The sequence below is a fragment of the Paenibacillus ginsengihumi DSM 21568 genome (assembly GCF_000380965.1).
GTDB classification, from domain to species: domain Bacteria; phylum Bacillota; class Bacilli; order Paenibacillales; family NBRC-103111; genus Paenibacillus_G; species Paenibacillus_G ginsengihumi.
Window position 1 is genome coordinate 1 of record NZ_KB905626.1, and the last position, 19521, is coordinate 19521.

A 19521-nucleotide genomic window follows, 5' to 3' on the forward strand; every position below is an offset into this window, starting at 1 on the left:
CGTAACCGGCGGATGGAGAGCACGCGACGATCCCCGCTTTCGCTCACTAGTTTCCGCCGCCGACTGCCGATCACACTAAGCGCTTCTCCACAACAAGGTGAGGGGACCAACTCTGCACATCGAACTGAAAACGCCGGGAGTCTTCTCAACCAGCTCATACTCTGTTACAATGATCATGTTGGGTAGGGGATGCATCCCGTGAGCCTGTTACTGCAGGCCCACATAAAAGGGAAGCATCCTTTTCCTTTTCTGTGATACGGTCATTATATTCAGCAGCTTCCGGACAGGCAATCCCATCAACAATTGGACGTTATGCTTCAGCGGTAACAGACTATGAGCGGAGCAAAAACGAAATCACCAATTACATAGGCCCTAACCAAATTAATATTCCTTATGTTGTAGATGCACAAGTGGCTTCTTATCTTGATCAAATGGTCATAGCCGCGAATACCTTCAAAGCTGACCATGAGAAAGGCTATGATACCGAATATGGCAACGATATGGACGAGAAAGGGTACATTATTGGGATCGAATTAACGCTTGACCATGAAAGATTTATTGAGCTTGTCAAAAATCAAGCTTTTACGGTAATCCGAACAGAGTGGCGGAATAGAGAGTATCATCTGGTAACTTTCGACTACTTAGAGAAGGTATTCAAACCGGAGAATGTCATTTATAAATTGACCGATAATGAAGATGCGTTTGTAATTGTACAGCTTGAGGAGCCTGAGAAACTTGGTTACTACTATACTGATAGCGAAGACAGAAGACCCATCGCTTTGTTCAAAGCATTAATATCCGCAAGAGACGATATTTATCCATTGGAGTATTTATTGAAGCCCGAATTTCATCTTGTGAAAAATACATCGTTAACATTTATTGATAACAATATTAGTTGTGAAGTTGACACATTACAATTTTGGAATGATCTATCAGAGAAACATCGTGAACGTATTATCAACAACGTTTATTGCGAAAATTGTTCTGATACAGTTACAATCGTAGATTGTACCATCTATAATGATCCATACGGCGTGTTATTGAGGGGAAAATGCAAAAATTGCGGAAAACGCGTAGCGAGAGTTGTTGAACGGGACTAGAGTCTCGCACCTCTCGCCACAAACGTCCTAACTTTCCGAACATATGATATATCTATAATTTCCCAGTAACCCCTTGGAGATGCGGCTCGTCGTTCCACCATGGCGATTGTTTCAACCATTCTAAAGGCATGAATTCCTTTATTAAATTGCCATGTCCAGTAATGGTTCATAGATATCCTTTTTTCTAATCCTCTATTTCATCACTCAATGCTTTTAATCGCTTCAGCATACACAAAATAACTCCATCATCAATCATCAGAGCATACGTTCCGGCGTTAAATCGATCTGCTCTGATGATCGTAGTGAAAAGCTTTCTAATCGTTTCCAAATCAGCTTTATCGATAAGAAGAAGATTATCGAAGTATTTTCGAGATTCAGATTGCCAACTCATCCAATCAAACGAGAGAATAAATTGCGAATTATAGAGTTGTTTTTCGCTGGTTCATGATAAATATATGGGTCAAAGCTCATCTCCTCGGAGCAATTGTACTTCTTTCTGTTTGACTCGAAATAGGGGATGAAGTCAAGCAACGGCTTGAAAAGGTTGGGATGGAGTTCCTCATCCATTGTAAATTCACCTCTAATCCTCCCGATATATCCTTACCACGCACTTTTAGTTTTGAGCAACATCACTTTCCGCAGCATTTCTTATATTTCTTGCCGCTACCGCAAGTACAAGGGTCATTGCGACCGATTTTTTCAACCTTGATTGCTGGATTCGTTGGTTTCGGGTAAATGTTATCCTTATTTGTCCAGACTTTAGATAATAACGGTGGCTTTTTCCTTTCTTGCTCGAAACAAGCCCACCATTCCAATTCCTTAATGGTATCCTCAACAAACTGAAAATGATGATCTTTCCTATGATTCTCAAGTACGACATCCATAGGCATTTTTAGTATTCGTTCAACGTCATCCAGCTCGATCATCATCGTATCTACAAGTTGCTTTTCGTAGGCACGTTTCATCACGTCATAAGCTTCCTGCCCATATAAATCTGCTAAACTGCTAATAATTTGAGCGTTAAACGTCGGATATTCCTCTGAACATTTCTCTTCAAGCAGTCCCCTGAAATAATCAATAACCCACTCCCGTTCCAAACGCCCGTGCAATACAAGAATGGACAGTGCATGCAAGCCTTGTCCACGAATAAATTCGTCGAGTTCCTCGTTCTCGATTATTTTTTGGACAGGGGTGATATCATCCGAATATACGGAAGCAAGTATCCGACCCACACCTTCAGTAACCACATCGCCCAAAAAAGCATCCATATCCGCTTCCGGCAAATTCAAAAACTGGATGAGCAACGGATATAACCGTGTTTCGCGAAATTGAGCTAACAAGTAGAGGGAATATATGAGATCAATACGCGATGGTTCGTCGAGATAGGCGTCGGGATGGTTAATAACCTCCTCGACAATGGCAAGAAGATGCGGGATCGCTTCCTCTTTATTATCAATCAGTTGCTGCAGCTCTTTCCGAGGAAACTTCCCCTCATTATAGCGAATGGACTCGAGTAAAGCTTGCATATAAATCGTTCGTCCTTTCTATTGGTTATCGTACATGGCTTGCGGTTAAATCCTTCCGATATATCCCTACCACGCACTCCACATGCCCCGTCTGCGGAAACATATCCACCGGCTGGGCCTCCAGCGTCCGGTAGCCGCCGTCCTCGAGAATGCGCAGGTCGCGGGCCAGTGTGGCCGGGTCGCAGGAGACGTAGACGACGCGCCGCGGGCGCATCGCGAGGATCGTCTCCAGCAGGGCGCGGTCACAGCCTTTGCGCGGCGGGTCGACGACGATGACGTCGGGGACGATCCCCTGTTCGCGCCAGGCCGGGATGACCTGCTCCGCCGCGCCGGTCTCGAACGTGACGTTGCGGATGCCGTTCAGCAGAGCGTTGCGTCGCGCGTCATCGATGGCCTCCGGCACGATCTCGACCCCGTACACATGTCCCGCGCGGCGGGCGAGAAACAGCGAGATCGTCCCGATGCCGCAGTAGGCGTCGATGACCGTCTCGTTGCCATTCAGAGCAGCATACTCCAGCGCCTTGGCGTACAACGCTTCGGTCTGCACCGGGTTGACCTGGAAGAACGAACGGGCCGAAATTGCGAAGCGGATGTCGCCGATCGTATCGTAGATGACATCGCGGCCCCACAGGACTTTGGTCTGCTCGCCGAAGACGAGGCTCGTGCGGGACGTGTTGACGTTCTGGCAGATGCTGGCGATGCCAGGGACGTCCTGGCGGATCAGCGCCGTGAGCTCGTCTGCGCGGGCGATCGCATCGCCGTTCGTGATCAGCACGACCATCGTCTCGCCCGTGTTGAAGCCGTGCCGCACGACGACGTGACGCAATAGCCCCCGCCCCGTCTGCGGGTCGTACGGGCGGATGCCCAGCTCGCGGGCGATCTGCTTGACCGCGGCGACGGCGGCGTCGTTGCGCTCGTGCTGGATGAGGCAGGCGTCCGTGTCGACGATCCGGTGGCTGCCGCGGGCGTAGAAGCCGCCGACGAGGCCGCCCGCCCCGGACGCCCAGCCGATCGGTACATGCGCCTTGTTGCGGTACCGCCACGGGTCGGGCATGCCCAGCGTCGGGTGCACGACGACGCCGCGCTCTGAGCCTTCCCCATCCGCCGCGACGCGAAGCTTGCCGATCCGCTCCAGGGTGTCCGCGACGAGCTTCCGCTTGTACCTGAGCTGCGCCTCGTAGCTCAGGTGCTGGAGCTGGCAGCCGCCGCAGGCGGCGTAGATCGGGCACGGCGGCTGCTCCCGGTCAGGGCTCGGCTTAAGCACCTCGAGCAGTTCGGCCCGGCCGTACTGCTTCTTCACCTGCGCCGCCCGCACCCGGACGCGCTCGCCCGGCAGTGCTCCGGGAATGAACAGCGTGAACCCGTCAACGCGGCCGACGCCTTCCCCCTCGTGCCCGAGGCCGACGACCTCGGCGATGTACTCTCCGTTCGGCTTAACGGGAACGGACGGGCCGCCCCCGGCAGGCGCCGGCCGTTCTTCCGGCGGACGCTCGGCCCGACTGTTGCCGCCGGCTAGCCTGTCGCTGCCGGCCTGCCTTTCGCTGCCAGCATGCCTTGCGCTACCGGCTTGCCTTTCGCTGCCAACCCGCCTTTCACTGCCAGCATGCCTTACGCTGCCAACATGCCTTTCGCTGCCGGCCTGCCTCTCACTGCCAGCCTGCCTGTCGCTGTCGGCCTGCCTTTCGCTGCCAGCATGCCTTACGCTGCCAGACGACCTTGCGCTGCCAGCATGCCTTACGCTGCCAGACGACCTTGCGCTGCCGGCCAGCCTCTCGCCGCCGGCCTGCCTATCCTTCAGCGAACGCCTGCCCCGGCCCCCGCGCCCGCCAGGCTGTCTCAATTCCGGCAAACGCTCTGCGTGGCCCGCTCTCCCGGATAAGCTCTCGCCAGGCATCCGTAGCGCACCGCCGCCGCCCTGCGCCGGTCGGCTTCCCGGCGGATGCTCGGGGCCGTTCCGCCGCCCCGCGCGCTTCCGGCTCGGGCTGGAGGCTGCGCCCGCCTTATTCCTTGTCCTGCTTATCCTGCTCATCTTCGTCATGACCGCCTTTGTGCTTCCACGGAAGCTTCAGATTCAACTGCTGCAGATTGGGCAAATTCGGCAGATGCGGCAGCGGCAGACCGGTCTGCTTATAGCTCGATTGGCCAGTCTCGTCGACGAAAATATGCAGATGCCGCGGCAGGTTCGTGAACACGCAGGGCAGCGTGCCTCCGAATTCGCCGTCCAGATTGATCTGCACATAATCCGGCGACGTCACCTGAACGAACTTCGTCTGCAAATAAATAATATTCGGGTCATCCAGATGCTCGCCGCGCAGCGCCAGCGTCACGACGCGGATAAATTCCGGCAGCGTGCACTTGCGCAGAATGAGCATATCGAACAAGCCGTCGCTCAGCGAAGCGTCCGGCGCGAGTCGCTCGAAGCCGCCGACCGAGTTGCTGTTGGAGATCAGGAACAGCATCACTTCCTCCTGCATCTCGCCCGCATCCGTCATAATATTCAGCTTGATCGGCCGCAGGCGCGGCAGCTTCTCAAGCCCTTTCATATAATAAGCCAGCTGGCCGATCATCGTCTTCAGCTTGCTCGGCACCTCATACGTCAGCTCCGTCAACGAGCCGCCGCCGGCGATGTTGATGAAATAGCGGTGATTGACCTTGCCGACGTCGATGGCGACCGTGTACTGCTGCAGAATGACATCGACCGCCGCGTCCCAGTGACGGGGAATGCCCAGCGCCCGGGCAAAATCGTTCGTCGTCCCCAGCGGAATTATGCCGAGCGGCGGCCGGTTCTCCTTCTCCGCCATGCCGTTAATGACCTCGTACAGCGTGCCGTCGCCGCCGGCGGCGATGATGATATCGAAGCCGCGCTCGACCGCTTCCGCCGCCGCCAGCGTCGCATCCCCTTCGCCGACCGTCGCGTGCGTGCTCGTCTCGAGGCCGCCGCGCTCCAGCCGCTGCAGCACGTCGGGAAGCCGCCGCTTCATCTCTTCTCTGCCGGAAGTCGGATTATAGATTAACCTTGCTCGTTTTGCCGCCATATCCTCTCACCTGTTCATAACTGAATATCGTTCGGACTTGCCGCTCGATCCAGCGCGAGATATCCGGATGCGGCAGCAGCGCCCTGCCCGCGTAGCGGTGGACGCTGCCCTGCAGCCGTTCCGGAATGACCCGCTCCGTAAAATATCCCTCGCTCAGAAACAGCGGCGCCACAATCGCCTCCAGCTCGGGCCGCTCCCGCCGCCAGCGCGCAAGCAGCTCCGGCAGCTCGTTCGGCAAGAGCAGCGCCGTATCCGCCGCCGCGAAGCCACCGGCCTGCCGAACCCTCTCGGCCAGCCGTTCCAAGCCTAGACGCCATCTCTCGTAAAAGCCTTCCTCCGCGCTGCCGTGTCCGACCAGCACGAGGAGCTCGCGGGCCGGATCGCGGGACAGCCCTTTCAGCTTCTCCAGCACAATGCCGGCGATCAGCGGGTCGTCATCGATCGGACTCGCCAGATGCACCTTCGCCTGAACGCGGAAAGGCGCAAGGTCCGTCGGCAGCGACGGCGCCGCCTGCACGCCGAGCGCGTAGCGGATCTCATCGACATGCGTGCTGCCGGAGGAGACGAACAGCGGGACGACGATCAGGTCGGTCACCCCGTCCGCCTCCAGCATGTCGATGCCGTCCTGAATAAGGCGCCCTTCGACGATCTCCAGGAAGGAAGAGCAGATCGGCACATCCACAGGCAGCTCCACCGCAGCGACCGCCTCGTCCACGAGCCGGACCCATTCCTCGCTGCGGGAGCCGTGACTTATGACTAATATGCCATATTTTGCCAATACCTATCCCTCCGTCTGTACGCACAGCTGCCTGAAAGCGCCCAAGATAACGCGAAAAATCCCGCCCGGCCGCATTGGGGAAGGATTTCGCCTGAGAAGCCCGCTCGCGCGCGAGCGGACGGATTCGGTTGTGGGCCGCGAGGTATCTTCAACGCCCGAGCCGTTCCAGCGTCATTTTGTATCCGTCGTTCCCGTAGTTCAGGCATCGCTTGACCCGGGAGATCGTAGCTGTGCTGGCGCCGGTCTCCGCTTCAATCTGATTGTATGTGTTGCCTTTGCGCAGCATGCGCGCAACCTCCAGCCGCTGCGACAGCGACTGAATCTCGTTCACCGTACACAGATCGTCGAAGAAAATGTAGCATTCCTCGACACTCTTCAGCGTCAAAATCGCCTCGAACAGCTGGTCTATCGCTTTATCGTTCAGTTTCTTCAACTGCATCCTCATTCAACCCCTTGGTGGTCCTGCTGCGGACAAGAAAAGTGAAGTGCCGTAAATCCATTATACTAAAAATAATTCGCTGCAAGGGAATGAATTCCTCCCTTTAATTTTGCAAAACGTTAATATTTTTATGCGGTAGCGAACGAAACCGTCCCTTGCCTCCTTTTTAGGCGATCCGGGGCATCCGTCCAATCCATTCATTCGCCCATCACATACAGTATACTAGGCATCGGTCAGGAAAGAAACAGGCCAGAGGCGTTGGCAAACTGTACAGCATATCAAGGAATGGAGTGTTCCAATGAGTTATCACAGGCAGGTTATCGGCAATCAGGGAGGCGCGGGAAGGCAGGTAATCGGCAACCGGGGAACGGCGAATCGGCCGCAGGCCGCGCAGCCGGCGAGGCAGGCAAGACCGGTGCATTACGCCAAGCCGGTGCAGGTGAGAAGCTTTGCGCAGGGGCAACCTTTTTTTGACGGAGGCATGGGCGGAGGGGGCTACCCGGGATTGGGAGAAACCCAGCTCGTGCAGGCGCCCGCAGCCAACCAGAGCAGCGGGCTGGGCGGCTTGAACGGGCTCGGCTCGCTGCTTGGCGGAGGAAGCGGCCCGGGCGGCGGCTCCGGCTTCAATGTGGCGCAGCTGAAGCAAATGATCGATCGGCTGGGCGGCATCGACGGCATCGTCGATACGGTCGGCAAAATGCAAAAGCTGATGCAAAGCCTCTCGCAAATGGCTCCGCTCATCAAGATGATCGTCGGCTCGTTCGGCAAAAACAAGTCGGCAGGCCAGGCGAATCAATCCGCCGGCTTCGTGCCGCGGCGCCGTCCGCGCCGCAAACGCCGCGCCGGCGGCCGGGTGCGCCGCGGCAGAAGATAGCGCCCCTGGGCCTGCATCCGGCCCGCGGGCAAGCCGCCTGGCGCATTCGCCAAGCGCGAGGGGCGTGCAGCTATCCGCAGCCTGCGCAGGCGACGAGCGCCACAGCTTTCGCCAAGCGCGAAAGGGCCTTGCGGCCGCAGGCGGCGTCCCATCCGCGAAAACAAAGCAAGACCGAAGAACAGGCAGCTCTTCCCTAAAAAGCTGCCTTGTGCTTCGGTCTTGCGCTTTTTCCCGCGAATCCCCCGCATTAGGGCATTCCCCGCTTCACCCACCCGGCTGCCGTCACGACCCGCCTGGCCAGATGGCGGACCGCCGCCAGCGACTTCTTCGCTACCTTCTGATGGTCGTTCATGTTATCCAAACTGATCTTTTCTTATCGGATAAAAAGTGGTATCCTAACCCATAACTATAGAAAAAAAGATAGCCATTAATGTTTAGTAAGCTAGAAGCAGCCCCTGACAGCCGTTACCGGCCACTTGGCCCTTGGCATCATCAATCATACCAAAAAAAGGAGCGAGATCGACCATGCTGTTCACCCCGTACAAGATCAAAGACGTTACGCTGAAAAATCGCATCGTCATGTCCCCGATGTGCATGTATTCCTGCGACAATCAGGAAGGGAAAGTGACGGATTGGCATAAGGTGCACTATCCGGCGCGCGCCGTGGGCCAGGTCGGCCTGATCATCGTCGAAGCGACCGCCGTTACGCCGCAAGGACGCATCTCTCCGCTGGATCTTGGCATTTGGAGCGACGAGCATGTCGCCGGGCTCAAGGAGCTGACCTCGCTCGTGCACGCGCACGGCTCGCGCATCGGCATTCAGCTTGCCCACGCCGGCCGCAAGGCGGAGCTCGACGGCCCGATCGTCGCTCCTTCGGCGATTCCGTACAGCGACAAGTCCAAGACGCCGGAAGCGATGACGTCAAAGCAGATCGCCGAGACGATCGAGGCGTTCGCCGAAGCAGCGCGCCGGGCCAGGGAAGCCGGCTTCGACGTCGTCGAAATACACGCCGCGCACGGCTACTTGATCAACGAATTTTTGTCGCCGCTTGCCAACCAACGCGACGACGCCTACGGCGGCGATCGCGACCGCCGCTACCGGTTCCTGCAGGAGACGATCGAGGCGGTGAAGCGGGTCTGGGACGGTCCGCTGTTCGTGCGCATTTCGGCAACCGACTACCATCCGGAAGGCTGCAAGCCGGAAGACTATATCGACTATGCCAAGCGGATGAAAGCGCAAGGTGTCGACCTGATCGACGTCAGCTCCGGGGCCGTCGTGCCGGTCAAGCCGGAAGCGTACCCCGGGTACCAGGTGCCGTTTGCCGAGACGATCCGCCGCGAAGCGGGCATCGCCACCGGAGCCGTCGGCCTTATTACCGAGCCCGAGCAGGCCGAGGAGATCGTCCGCAACGAGCGGGCCGACCTCGTCTTCCTCGGCCGCGAGCTGCTGCGCGATCCGTATTGGCCGCGCGCTGCCGCCAAGCGGCTCGGAGCCGACATCCAGCCGCCGCAGCAGTATCTCCGCAGCTGGTAAACGCCGAATTGCGGGCATTAGCGCCCGCAGCGCAAACAGCGCCCGCAGCGCAAGGCAAGCAAGAAAGTCCGCCCGGGCTCCCGCAAGAGCCTGGGCGGACTTTCACTCTTTTCATGGCCGATTCGGCCGTTCCATTCGTTTCATTACCTTGATGCTGCTGCCGACTGCCCTTACAATCCCTTTGATCCGCCTTATCTCGCTTTCTCCTTGATCGGCTCCAGCGGCTTGTGGTTGCCGTATGTCGGGTATTCCCGTGTTGTCGGCGCGGCCCATTTCACCGCGTTACGGATTACGCGGCGCACCTGCTCGTTATAATACGTCGGATACGTCTCATGGCCGGGACGGAAATAGAAGATTTTGCCCTGGCCGCGGGAGAACGTGCAGCCGCTGCGGAACACCTCGCCTCCCTCGAACCAGCTCACCATAATAAGCTCGTCGGGCGCCGGGATATCGAAGTGCTCTCCGTACATTTCTTCGGCTTCCAGCTCGATATATTGGCCGATGCCGTCCGCGATCGGGTGATTCGGAGCGACGACCCAGATCCGTTCCTTATCGTCCGCTTCCCGCCACTTCAGATCGCAGGAGGTGCCCATCAGCTTTTTGAATATTTTCGAAAAATGGCCCGAGTGCAGCACGATCAGCCCCATGCCCTGCAGCACCCGCTTGTGCACGCGCTCCACGATCGCATCCTCCACCGCGCCGTGCGCCTTATGCCCCCACCAGATGAGGACGTCGGTATTTTGCAGCTTCTCTTCCGTCAGCCCGTGCTCCGGTTCGTCCAGCGTCGCGTAAGACACGGCGAACTCGTCGCCCAGCCCTTCGCCGATCGCCTGATGAATGCCGTTTGGATACACCGAGCGAACCTTCTCGTTTTCCTTCTCATGGCGGAATTCATTCCATACGGTAACTCGCAGCTTTTGGCTCATCTTATGGCCCTCCTCGTCCACTGGCGGCAGACCGGCTGCGGCATTCCTGCAAGGAGCCGCCCCGCGCCTAGCGCTGTTCTTCACAACTTGAGTATAGTCCGCAGGCGGGGAAAAAGATATTCTCAATTGTGCCGGATCGTTATCCAAATCTGCCTTAAAACGAAATTTCGTGTTATACTGCTCTTGTTGATTACGATTGCATGCTATGCAAATGTGTCATATCCTGATTGTTCCATTTTATCCAGCGAGGTGAAGCGCCCTATGCCTTCCGCCGTCGAGCCGTCCCATGATGAAGTCCGCAACGAACAGGTGATTTACCAGAACCCGCTGCTTTTTTTGAAAATATGGGAGATTGCGGTCCCCGAAGTCCAGCCGCTGATTTCGAAAAGATGGCCGTGGCACTATCACAAGGAAGTCGAGTTTCTCGTCATCCTCGAAGGCTCGCTCGGCATCCAGACGAAGCGCGATTATCGCGAGCTGAAGCCGGGCGACGTCTTCCTGCTCGGGGCTTCGCAGCTGCACCGCACCCGCCCCGTGGAGCCGGGGCCGGTAAGATATGTCGTCTTTCAGGTCGATCTGTCCCAACACTTCGACCAGACGACGATGCCGTACCTGCACAGCTTCTCCGAACTGACGCAGCCGCTCGGCGAGCTCAATTACATTTTTCAGGAGCATCCGGCGGCCCGCGGCGAAGCTTATGCGCTGATCATGGACATTTTCGAGGAATCCCGGCGCAAAAGCCGCGGGTACGAGCTGGCGGTGAGTGCGGCGGTCAGGCGGCTGCTGCTTCTGCTGCTGCGCAGCGACACGCGGGGCGTGCTGGATGGAGCCGGCGACGCCGAACTGATGCGGCTGCGCCCGGCGCTGGATTACATCGATGCCCATCTCGGCGAGAAAATATCCGTGGAGGACGCGTGCGCGCTGCTCAACCTGAGCTACCATTACTTCATCAAGTACTTCAAACGGGTGATGGGGCTCTCGTTTATCGATTACGTCAACTACAAGCGCGTCAAAAAAGCGGAGCGGCTGCTGCTGACCCGCAACCTCAGCGTCACCCAGGTCGGCTGCGAGGTCGGCATTCCGAACATGGCGCAGTTCTACAAGCTGTTCAAGCGCCATAACCAATGCTCGCCGAAAGAATTCAAGCAGCGCATGAAGGACGTCGTCGCCATGGACGATGCCGGGGCCTCAGGCCGTTAAGGGCCGCGCCGCGGCTTCCTTTTTGTAATTTATTAGCAATTCGCCAGGCTTGACCGCATATATATCAGACATGCCCTCCAAGGAGCTGATTCATATATGCTGTCACTGCACAAATTGTCCGCCATCCTGGCGGGGAGCCTGCTCATCGGCATCGGAGTCAATTTTTTTCTGATGCCCTTCGAGGTGCTGGACGGAGGCGTGATCGGCATTGCCCTCATTATCAACTACTTGTTCGGAGCCCGGGTCGGGCTCGTCGTCTTTTTGTGCAGTCTGCCGATTTTCGTCCTGGCGTGGATGTATTACCGCAACATCCTGTACAACAGCGTGCAGGGGATGCTCATTTCGTCGCTGCTGATCGATCTTCTCGAGCCTTACCGCTATTATTTCGACTATTACGCCAAGCTGTCCCCCTTCACCAGCGCCGTGCTGGGTGGCTGCATCGTCGGCACGGGCATCGGCATTATGCTGCGCTTCGAGACGAGCACCGGCGGGACGGATCTGCTTGCCCAATACTTGAGCCGGCTTGTGCGCATCAACCCCGGCATTCTGATCTTCCTCATCGACGGCGTCGTCGTCAGCCTGGGCGGCCTGCTGCTGTCGGCCGAAACGCTGCTGCTTTCGCTCGTCACGATCACGGCCGGAGGCATCGCCACCAGCCTGCTGACGATGAATCGCCACGGCCCGCTCGCCCATTGAAGCAGGACGTTTGTCCGGGCGCAGGAAGCGTCGCCGGACGCCTGCGCGCATAAGGCTCCCGCAGCGGCATAGCGCCGACTCGGAAGCCTTGATTTTAGCCCGTCATATCGCTTGCCGCGCCGGCTCAAAAAATGCGCCGCTGCCAGCCGCGCAGCTTGGCCAGCGCCTCGACATAAAAGTAATCGCCGTAGATGAGCGAGACGTTCACGTTTTGCCCCGCCGGCTTGTGGCCTGTGCCCTGGGTAAGAATCGCCTCGTGCTCGGGGCGGTCCCAGGTGCCGTAGCGCTGCGTCAGCGAGAGCAGAATGCGCTCCGCCGCCCGGCGGTACAGGCTTCCCTCCAGCGCGGGCAGCGCATCCGCCAGCTCCAGCAGTCCGGAAGCGGCGCAGCTGGCCGCCGACGTGTCGCGCGGTTCGCCCTCCAGCGACTCGCTGGCGCGAAAATCCCAGTGCGCTACCGCGTCGTCCGGCAGGCAGGCGAGGAAATAATGCGCCACGCGCTGCGAAGCCCGCAAATATTTGACCTCGCCGGTATAGCGGTACGCGTTGGCCATGCCGTGCAGCGCCCACGCCTGGCCGCGGCTCCACGACGAATTCGGCCCGGCGCCCTGGCCGCCGAGCGCTTCGATCCATTCGCCCGTCGCCGGGTCGAAGCTGAGGATATGGCACACCGAGCCGTCCTCGCGGATGAAGCGGCTGACGACGGTATCGGCGTGCGCGCGGGCGATCTGCTCGAAGCGCGGGTCGCCGCTTGAGGCCGACGCCCAGAACAGCAGGGACAGGTTCATGGCCGAATCGATGATCGCCCAGCCGATCTTGTCCTGGTTCCAGGCGCGGATGAAGCGGCCGTTCAGATTGAAGCGGCCCGCCAGGAAATTGGCCGCCTGCAGGCCGCGGCGCAGCCCGTCCGGGTCGCCCGTCAGCTTATGCTTGATGACCGCCGTCGGCAAATATTGAAACCCTACGTCATGGTGAAAATTGCTGTCTGGCTCGATCGACCGGCGCTCGAACCTCTCGTCCCAGTCCCAGGCGGCCGATTGGTAATGCTCCTTGCCGGTCATATCGTGCATGATCCACAGGATGCCGGGCCAAAAGCCGGACGTCCACCAGTCCAGCCTCATATCGTCGTACTTGCCGTCTTCCTTGGCGACATGAGGCGACTTGCCCTTCAGCTGGCCGATCATCCGGTCGACCTTCTCCTGCAGCGCCTCCCACAGTGAGGGCAGCGCTTCGCTCAGCGAAGCCGCCTGCAAAAAAGCAGGTTTATCGATACCGCTCATCGCGCAAACCTCCTTGTTCAATCCTTTAGCGAAGTTAAACTTCTGTAACGTACAGAAACGCCGTCGGCAGCCCTTCGCAGGCGGCACTGACAACCGATACCGGCGGATACTTCCGCTCCCCCGCGCCGGACGCGAGCGAGGCGGCCGGCCCCCCGGCGGTGACGAAATTCGTCACCGCAATCGCGGCGCGCTTGCCGCCGTGCGGATCGACGTCGATGCGGGCCCGGCCGTTCTGCAGCTGGACGAGCGACGAGCCGCGCACCGTGCCGAGCCGGTCGATGAGCCGCCCGTCGCCGGTCAGGCCGAACCGCACGAAGCGGGCCGCGTCGGCGCACAGCACGCCGTTGGCATCGACCGCCAGCGCCTCGATTCGCACGAGGCCGTTATCCAGCCGCTCGGCGCTGAGCTTGAGCTCCGCCGGCTCGCCCCATGCCGCCGTCTGGTACTCGAACGACAGCTCATCCTCCACTGCAACTCCGTCCTGTACCGCCACGGCGCGCAAGCGGTTTGGCCCCGGCGCGAACGCCGTCTCCCAGCGCAGGCCGGCGGCCGGGAAATTTTGCGGGTCGCGCTGCCTGACGCCCAGGCTGCGGCCGTTCAGGAAAAGCTCGACCTCGGCGCAGTTCGAGTACACCTTGACCGTCTTCGTCTCGCCCTCCGCGCCCCAGCGCACCGGCATCGTATGGCCGTAGATGCGCAGCATTGGCTTCGTCGTCCAGTACGACTGGAAGACGTAGTACGCTTCCTTTTTCGTCAAATCGCGCTCTACAATGCCCTTCATGTTCAGATAGGGAATCGGCGAATCGGGCCTGACCGGCGTGGCAAAATCTTTGAACGCCCACTGCGCGGCCCCTGTCAGCCAATCCATCGTCTCCTGGCTTTTCAAGTACCAGTCGATCAGCTCGCAGAAATACGTCTCCGACCAATCGCCGTCCCGCGAGACGCGCGGCTCTCCGCCCGTGAGCAAATAGTCGCCGTCGCGCTCGTCGGTGCTGCCATCGCCGCGGGGAATGAGCTCGAAGCCGGTGTACGGCTTCTCCGCATGGCGCGTCGCGAGATTGTCCGCCCCCCATTCCATATGGAAAAAGGAGTCCACCTGCGCGAACCCCGCGCGCGAGCTCGCTTCGTAATCGGTATAGACGCCGCGGTACCAGCCCGCCCAAATAGACGGCGAATACACATCGACGATGTCCTTGCAGAAGTCGCAGCGGCGAATCGCCGTCCGCCGGCCCGGGTCGAGCCGATGCGCCAGCTCATGCAGTTCCTTCATGAATGCGCGAATCGCTTCCCGATCGAACACCTCGAAGTCGCATTCCCAATCGTTCTCGTTGCCGAGCCCCCACAAAATGATGGACGGATGGTTGTAATGCTGCCGGATCATCGCCGTCAGCATATCGCGACACTGCTGACGGTAGCTCTCACCGCCGAGACCGCCGCGGCACCACGGAATCTCCTCCCAGACGAGGAGTCCCAGCTCGTCGCACTGCTCAAGCACGATCCGCGACTGCTGATAATGGCCGAGCCGAATGAAGTTGGCGCCCATCTCCTTGATCAGCCGCATCTCCTCGCGGATCAGCTCCTCGGTCATCGCCGGGCCGACCCCCGCGTGATCCTCGTGCCGGTGCGTGCCCCGCAGCAGCAGGCGCTGTCCGTTCAGCCGAAAAGGCCCCTTCTTCGCGAACTCGAACCAGCGGACGCCGAACCGCTCCGTCATGAACGTCTCGCCATGCTCGCTGGCGAGCGTTACCGTGCACCCGTACAGGTACGGCTGTTCTGGCGACCACAGCACCGGCGACGCCAGCTCCAGCTCAGCAAGCTCCCGCGTCCCTGCCCACGGCTGCGCTGCGACCTGCGTCTCGGCCACCGTCCGCCCATCGCGGTCGGTCAGCCGGATCGTCAGCTGCAGACGCCCGCCGAGCCGCTGCGGATTGTATAAGGAGGCGCTCACCTTGACCCGGCAGCTGCCTCCCCCTTGCTGCAAAACCGACGTATCCGGCTCAATGTATGCATGTTCTAGTGAAATAGCAGGCACATACACCAGGTTTACATAGCGATAGATGCCCCCGTACAGGTTAAAATCGCTCGCGTCCGACGGAATCATCTCCAGATCGCGGGAATTATCCGTCATCACCGCCACCGGAATCAGCCCGCCGTACCGCTCGATCTGCCGCGCCTCCTCCGCCGCCTCGGTAATATCGACCGTAAATTCGTCGTAGCCGCCGAGATGGGCGCCGACCTGCCGTGTATAGACGAACACCGCGCTGCGCTGGCCCGCCCCTTCAAAATGAAGCAGCGTCCGTCCGTTCGGATACGGATTGTCGACCTGCAGGCGGGTGCGGTACCAGCCTGGACCTTGATAATATTTGCCGTCCGGGTTCATCACGTCGAGCCCGTTATAAGAATGCGGCAACTGTACGGTATGCCACGGCACATTGTAATGATTGCTCAGCTTGTCTCCGCGCCATACTTCCCATACGCCGCCGAGACTTCCCGTATAATGCTCCCAACCGCCGCTTAGCCGCTGCTTGATCAATGCGTCTCACTCCTTGTTAGGCAATAAACGCGAATCCGTCTGGCCAGATCAGATTGCTTCTCCATCCCAAGGATAGCAAAAAAAACGCCGCGAAAGTTTGGCCCTCTTATGATAAAATGTTGTTGTATTACGGCCAAGAAAAGCGAGAGGATTCCCCAGGAAAAAGGAAGGTGCGGCACCGTGAAGCTCATGAACTATATGAACCTGAACCAGCATCCGGCCCGCTTCTCATTTTATAAAGACCGGTCCAGGGAGTTTGAGGAAATCTATCACGCCCATCAGGGAATGGAAATTTTGTGCGTGCATAAGGGGCAAGGAAAGGTCGTTGTGGAGCAACAAATTTTTGACATACAGCCAGGCACCGTCTTCTATTTCAAGCCGTTTCAGCTGCACCGCATCCGCATCCAGGTCGCGCCAGGCCAGCCTTACGTCCGCTCGTTGTTCGTGTTCGAGCCGTCGGTGCTTGCCGAGAAGCTGGCGCCTTTTGCCGGGCTGAGTGCTTTTTTTCGGGCGATGTGGAAGGAGCACGGCGCGGTGCAGGTGTTTCGCGGATTGGACGGCAGCGGGGACTGGGATGCGTTCCTTCGCTCGGGGGAGGCGCTGCTGGACAGCGGCGCGCCAGACAATCGGCTCGAGGAGCAGATGCTCTTTCTCGTCTCGCTCGTGCACAGGCTGAAGCGGTCGGGCGGCGCCGCTTCGGCCGAGCGGCCTGCCCGCGGCAGGGCGGCCGAGCTCGCCGAGCAGGTCATGGAATGGCTCGAGGCGCATTATATGGAGCCGTTCGAGCTGGACAAGCTGGCCGGGGCGGTTCATCTGTCGCCGAATCACGTGTCGGCGGCGTTCCGGCAGTCCGTCGGCAGCAGCATTACCGAATATTTGACCGCCCGCCGCATTCGCCAGGCGTGCTGGCTGCTGAAGACGAGTCCCCTGTCGGTCCAGGAGATCGGCAGAGCCGTCGGTCTCGGCAATTTTTCGTATTTTTGCCAGCTGTTTAAGCGGCATGTCGGGATGACCCCGTATCAGTTCAAAAAGCTCCCCGCTCCCGGCAGCGAGCAGAGAGATTAGATATATACCGCATTCGCCGACTGCCGGAAACAAGGCACTCTCGCGCTTTAGACTGCAAAGGCTTTAACCTTTCTAAGCATACGAAAAAAGGAGCCGCTTCCGGCCCCTCCTTCGTCTGCTTCGTATAGCCGCAGCTTATTCCCGCTAGCTTCCCCGCGGCATCCGGCGAAGCAGCCGAACGATCGCAACAATCGCGGCGATCCAGAGGCCGAAGCTCAGCAGCGACAGCAGCGGAAGCCCCAGCGAAAAGCCGGCGAACGGGTTGAACAGCGAGCCGATAATGGTGCCGAGCGCCAGCCCTCCGAACAAGCCGCCGAAGAAGCCGCCAGTGCGGGGCGCTGGCGTCGTCCCGGGATTCGCAGGGCGGGCCGGATTCGCCGGCCTGGCTGGATTCGTCGCCCCGGGGTTGCGCACCCCGGGATTGTAGCTGCGCCGCGGCGAACGGTAGCCGCCCCGCCGCAAAGCAGCGACGGCGCCGGCCTCCGGCGCGGCCGTCACGGCTGCGCTGCGCAGCTCGAGCGGCTCGCCGGCTGCGGCGGGCTGCGCCGCGGGAGCCAGTAGCAGCGGGAGCAGCAAAATCAGCGCCAGCATCGTTTTCATGCGCGAGTTACACCTCCACCCGTAGCGTGCCCCAGCGGATGAAGAACATTCGTATGACGCATCCCTGATCTATTGCAAATCGCGGGTTTTTATTTTTTCCAACTCTTTCTTCCTTTTCTCGCGGACAACCTTTCTCCCGGTGCCCCATTCTCCAATCAGGAAAAGCAGCCCTAATAGTAAATAAAGAACAAAGCCAAGCGTACTTTCGATACGATGGGTCGCAAACATCCACGTTGAAAATACAATATAAGCTCCCGGTATCAACGCCCCCCAATAAACGCTGCCTCGGGTCGAGAAAAAATATTGAACGGCCAAGATCGCGACGATAAGCAAAAGCCTGTATACATCATTCATGCTTTCCCGTTCCTCTCTTGTTTGTACTTTTCAATGATCAATTTGGCATCCTCCACGCTGATGCGATCGTCAATCGAAAGGCTTTTGATAAATTGAATGAACTCCTCGCGATCCGCCGCATCGTTTAATTTGATTTTCTCGATTAATCGATCCAGTTTCAGCCTTACGGTCGGGTACGATACTTCGTACAACTTGGCGATTTCCTTCAAAGAACCCGACTTAAGAACAAAGTTCTTAATGAACTCCAAATCTTCTTTTTCCAATGCCAGTATCCAGTTGGGTACATTATGACTGTCCATGTTTCCCTCCCCTTTTCGCTATTATCCTAACATACCTTTTTAATAATATCAAATATTATTTTAACTTTATTAAAAATATAATGAATAATATTATTTATTTTTATTATATCCAAACAAAATAACCATTAACTATTCTTAAAAGGGGTTGAGACGATTTGGCCAATAACGGTCCGCTTTTGGATATAGAGGGGAAAGCGTTCATGAATAATTTCCGGAGAAGGAGGAGAATCTCATACATAAACGATGTAAAATAAAGTAATCGTGGAGGAGATCATGGACGCCGAACAGCGCAGCAGCAATCAAGCCAATAAAAAATTAAACTCCGCCGAGCAAGGCAAGCTTTGGGCGACTTACATGGGAAATTCCATGGCGATATGCGTGCTCAAGCATATGCTTCATCATGTCGATGACCAGGAAATCAAGAAAGTGCTGGAAGATGCGCTCAATGTGTCGGAGCAGTTCGTGAAACAGATCAAAGATATATTTACCCGCGACAATTACCTGATCCCCATCGGATTCACGGAGGATGATGTAGATGTGCAGGCGCCGCGGTTATTCGAGGACGAGTTTTATTTGCATTATTTGAAATATGCAAGCAAAGCGGGACTTAGCGTCTACGGCATTGCTCTTCCCTTAATGGTGAGGCCGGACGTTCGCGCCTTCTTCACTTATTGCCTCGAGGCAACGACCCGAACGCTTAATCAGGTCAATGATCTTTTGATGAAAAAAGGCACATTGGCGGAGCCCGCCTATATTCCTTATCCGAGCCGAACCACCTTTATCCAAAAACAAAGCTATCTGTCCGGGTTTTTCGGCGACATCCGACCGCTCCAGGCTTTGGAGATTACGCATCTGTTCGACAACATTGAAAATAACGCGACCAGCAAGGCGATTTTGATCGGGTTCAGCCAAGTCGCCAAAATGGATCAGGTGAAATCTTATTTTCGGAGAGGGCGGGAAATCGCCGGCAAGCATTACGATATTTTAACATGAATTCGGAATGTAGCCTAGCCAAAATCTGAGAGATTCACGTTGTGACAAGGCATTTTCGTCATAAAAAGTTGCCAATTTTTTTGCAAAATAAACAGGACACTGCAAGCCTCTTGTCAAAGGTTAAACCACCACGAATAACCAACGAGAGGAAGTGTCCCTAGCAACATGGTACCACAAGCAACGAACCATGCGCCAGAACGAAAATCACGCCGCGAACGCCGAATTGAAATTCTTGCGGAGCGTCGCCGAATCAAGCAGATCATGAAGAAGTTGAGACCGGTCACATTCGAC

18 protein-coding genes and 3 pseudogenes are annotated in these 19521 nt (G+C 57.6%); 7 read left to right on the plus strand and 14 right to left on the minus strand.

Going from position 1 to position 19521, the window contains the following annotated elements; all coding sequences use genetic code 11:
* Positions 1–158 (minus strand): DUF6431 domain-containing protein (locus F591_RS33685; RefSeq protein WP_425414374.1); only part of this gene is annotated, 158 nt, incomplete at its 3' end.
* 93 nt (positions 159–251) lie between these two features.
* On the opposite strand from F591_RS33685, the gene F591_RS33105 reads away from it, so the two are divergent.
* A complete protein-coding gene (locus F591_RS33105; RefSeq protein WP_245581121.1) occupies positions 252–1100 on the plus strand; it encodes a hypothetical protein in 849 nt (282 codons plus the stop codon).
* Positions 1101–1284: 184 nt separating this feature from the next.
* Here the strand turns inward: F591_RS33105 and F591_RS33690 are convergent.
* The 7 genes and pseudogenes from F591_RS33690 to F591_RS0124050 all read right to left on the minus strand — a co-directional run.
* Positions 1285–1518, minus strand: a pseudogene (locus F591_RS33690) (DUF6508 domain-containing protein); the annotation flags it as partial.
* Positions 1519–1729: 211 nt separating this feature from the next.
* Positions 1730–1831 (minus strand): annotated as a pseudogene (locus F591_RS33695) (SEC-C metal-binding domain-containing protein); the annotation flags it as partial.
* Positions 1832–1906: 75 nt separating this feature from the next.
* Positions 1907–2626: pseudogene (locus F591_RS31760) on the minus strand (DUF1186 domain-containing protein); the annotation flags it as partial.
* Positions 2627–2651: 25 nt separating this feature from the next.
* Positions 2652–4655 (minus strand): 23S rRNA (uracil(1939)-C(5))-methyltransferase RlmD, encoded by a 2004-nt coding sequence (rlmD, locus tag F591_RS28935; protein WP_245581122.1) that lies wholly within the window; start codon positions 4653–4655, stop codon positions 2652–2654.
* Complete coding sequence (locus tag F591_RS0124040) at positions 4627–5661, minus strand: diacylglycerol kinase (RefSeq protein WP_026326858.1); 1035 nt, start codon at positions 5659–5661, stop codon at positions 4627–4629. The genes rlmD and F591_RS0124040 overlap by 29 nt, the downstream gene beginning before the upstream one ends.
* A complete protein-coding gene (locus F591_RS0124045; protein ID WP_019537157.1) occupies positions 5630–6439 on the minus strand; it encodes a sirohydrochlorin chelatase in 810 nt (269 codons plus the stop codon). The genes F591_RS0124040 and F591_RS0124045 overlap by 32 nt, the downstream gene beginning before the upstream one ends.
* 148 nt (positions 6440–6587) lie before the next feature.
* Positions 6588–6878, minus strand: a complete 291-nt coding sequence (locus F591_RS0124050) for a YerC/YecD family TrpR-related protein (RefSeq protein ID WP_019537158.1) — start codon at positions 6876–6878, stop codon at positions 6588–6590.
* A gap of 298 nt (positions 6879–7176) precedes the next feature.
* Here F591_RS0124050 and F591_RS29765 point away from each other — a divergent pair, with 298 nt between their 5' ends.
* Complete coding sequence (locus F591_RS29765; protein ID WP_019537159.1) at positions 7177–7752, plus strand: hypothetical protein; 576 nt, start codon at positions 7177–7179, stop codon at positions 7750–7752.
* 525 nt (positions 7753–8277) lie between these two features.
* Entirely contained in the window at positions 8278–9285 is a 1008-nt protein-coding gene (gene namA, locus F591_RS0124065; RefSeq protein WP_019537162.1) for an NADPH dehydrogenase NamA, read from the plus strand.
* Between the two features lie 191 nt (positions 9286–9476).
* Here namA and F591_RS0124070 read toward each other — a convergent pair whose 3' ends face one another.
* Positions 9477–10211 (minus strand): ThuA domain-containing protein, encoded by a 735-nt coding sequence (locus tag F591_RS0124070; protein ID WP_019537163.1) that lies wholly within the window; start codon positions 10209–10211, stop codon positions 9477–9479.
* Positions 10212–10472: 261 nt separating this feature from the next.
* Here F591_RS0124070 and F591_RS0124075 point away from each other — a divergent pair, with 261 nt between their 5' ends.
* Entirely contained in the window at positions 10473–11411 is a 939-nt protein-coding gene (locus F591_RS0124075; RefSeq protein ID WP_019537164.1) for a helix-turn-helix domain-containing protein, read from the plus strand.
* Between the two features lie 96 nt (positions 11412–11507).
* Positions 11508–12107 carry a YitT family protein gene (locus F591_RS0124080; protein WP_019537165.1) on the plus strand — a complete coding sequence of 200 codons (600 nt, stop codon included), beginning with the start codon at positions 11508–11510 and terminating at the stop codon, positions 12105–12107.
* Between the two features lie 124 nt (positions 12108–12231).
* Here the strand turns inward: F591_RS0124080 and F591_RS0124085 are convergent, their stop codons facing one another.
* Both F591_RS0124085 and F591_RS0124090 read right to left on the minus strand, forming a co-directional pair.
* A complete protein-coding gene (locus F591_RS0124085; RefSeq protein ID WP_019537166.1) occupies positions 12232–13386 on the minus strand; it encodes a glycoside hydrolase family 88 protein in 1155 nt (384 codons plus the stop codon).
* A gap of 34 nt (positions 13387–13420) precedes the next feature.
* The gene (locus tag F591_RS0124090; RefSeq protein ID WP_019537167.1) at positions 13421–15919 is read right to left on the minus strand and encodes a glycoside hydrolase family 2 protein; all 2499 of its coding nucleotides are present in this window, start codon (positions 15917–15919) and stop codon (positions 13421–13423) included.
* A 189-nt stretch (positions 15920–16108) separates the two neighbouring features.
* Here F591_RS0124090 and F591_RS0124095 point away from each other — a divergent pair, with 189 nt between their 5' ends.
* The gene (locus tag F591_RS0124095; protein ID WP_051109259.1) at positions 16109–16984 is read left to right on the plus strand and encodes an AraC family transcriptional regulator; all 876 of its coding nucleotides are present in this window, start codon (positions 16109–16111) and stop codon (positions 16982–16984) included.
* 144 nt (positions 16985–17128) lie between these two features.
* On the opposite strand, the gene F591_RS0124100 is transcribed toward F591_RS0124095, so the two are convergent.
* The 3 genes from F591_RS0124100 to F591_RS0124110 form a co-directional block, all read right to left on the minus strand.
* Positions 17129–17584 (minus strand): hypothetical protein, encoded by a 456-nt coding sequence (locus tag F591_RS0124100; RefSeq protein WP_019537169.1) that lies wholly within the window; start codon positions 17582–17584, stop codon positions 17129–17131.
* 69 nt (positions 17585–17653) lie between these two features.
* Entirely contained in the window at positions 17654–17938 is a 285-nt protein-coding gene (locus tag F591_RS0124105) for a hypothetical protein (RefSeq protein WP_019537170.1), read from the minus strand.
* Positions 17935–18237 (minus strand): DUF2089 family protein, encoded by a 303-nt coding sequence (locus F591_RS0124110; RefSeq protein WP_019537171.1) that lies wholly within the window; start codon positions 18235–18237, stop codon positions 17935–17937. Before F591_RS0124110 ends, F591_RS0124105 begins: the two co-directional genes overlap by 4 nt.
* Before the next feature lie 273 nt (positions 18238–18510).
* Here F591_RS0124110 and F591_RS28945 point away from each other — a divergent pair, with 273 nt between their 5' ends.
* Positions 18511–19230, plus strand: a complete 720-nt coding sequence (locus tag F591_RS28945) for a DUF3231 family protein (RefSeq protein WP_019537172.1) — start codon at positions 18511–18513, stop codon at positions 19228–19230.
* The last annotated feature ends 291 nt before the right edge of the window (positions 19231–19521 follow it).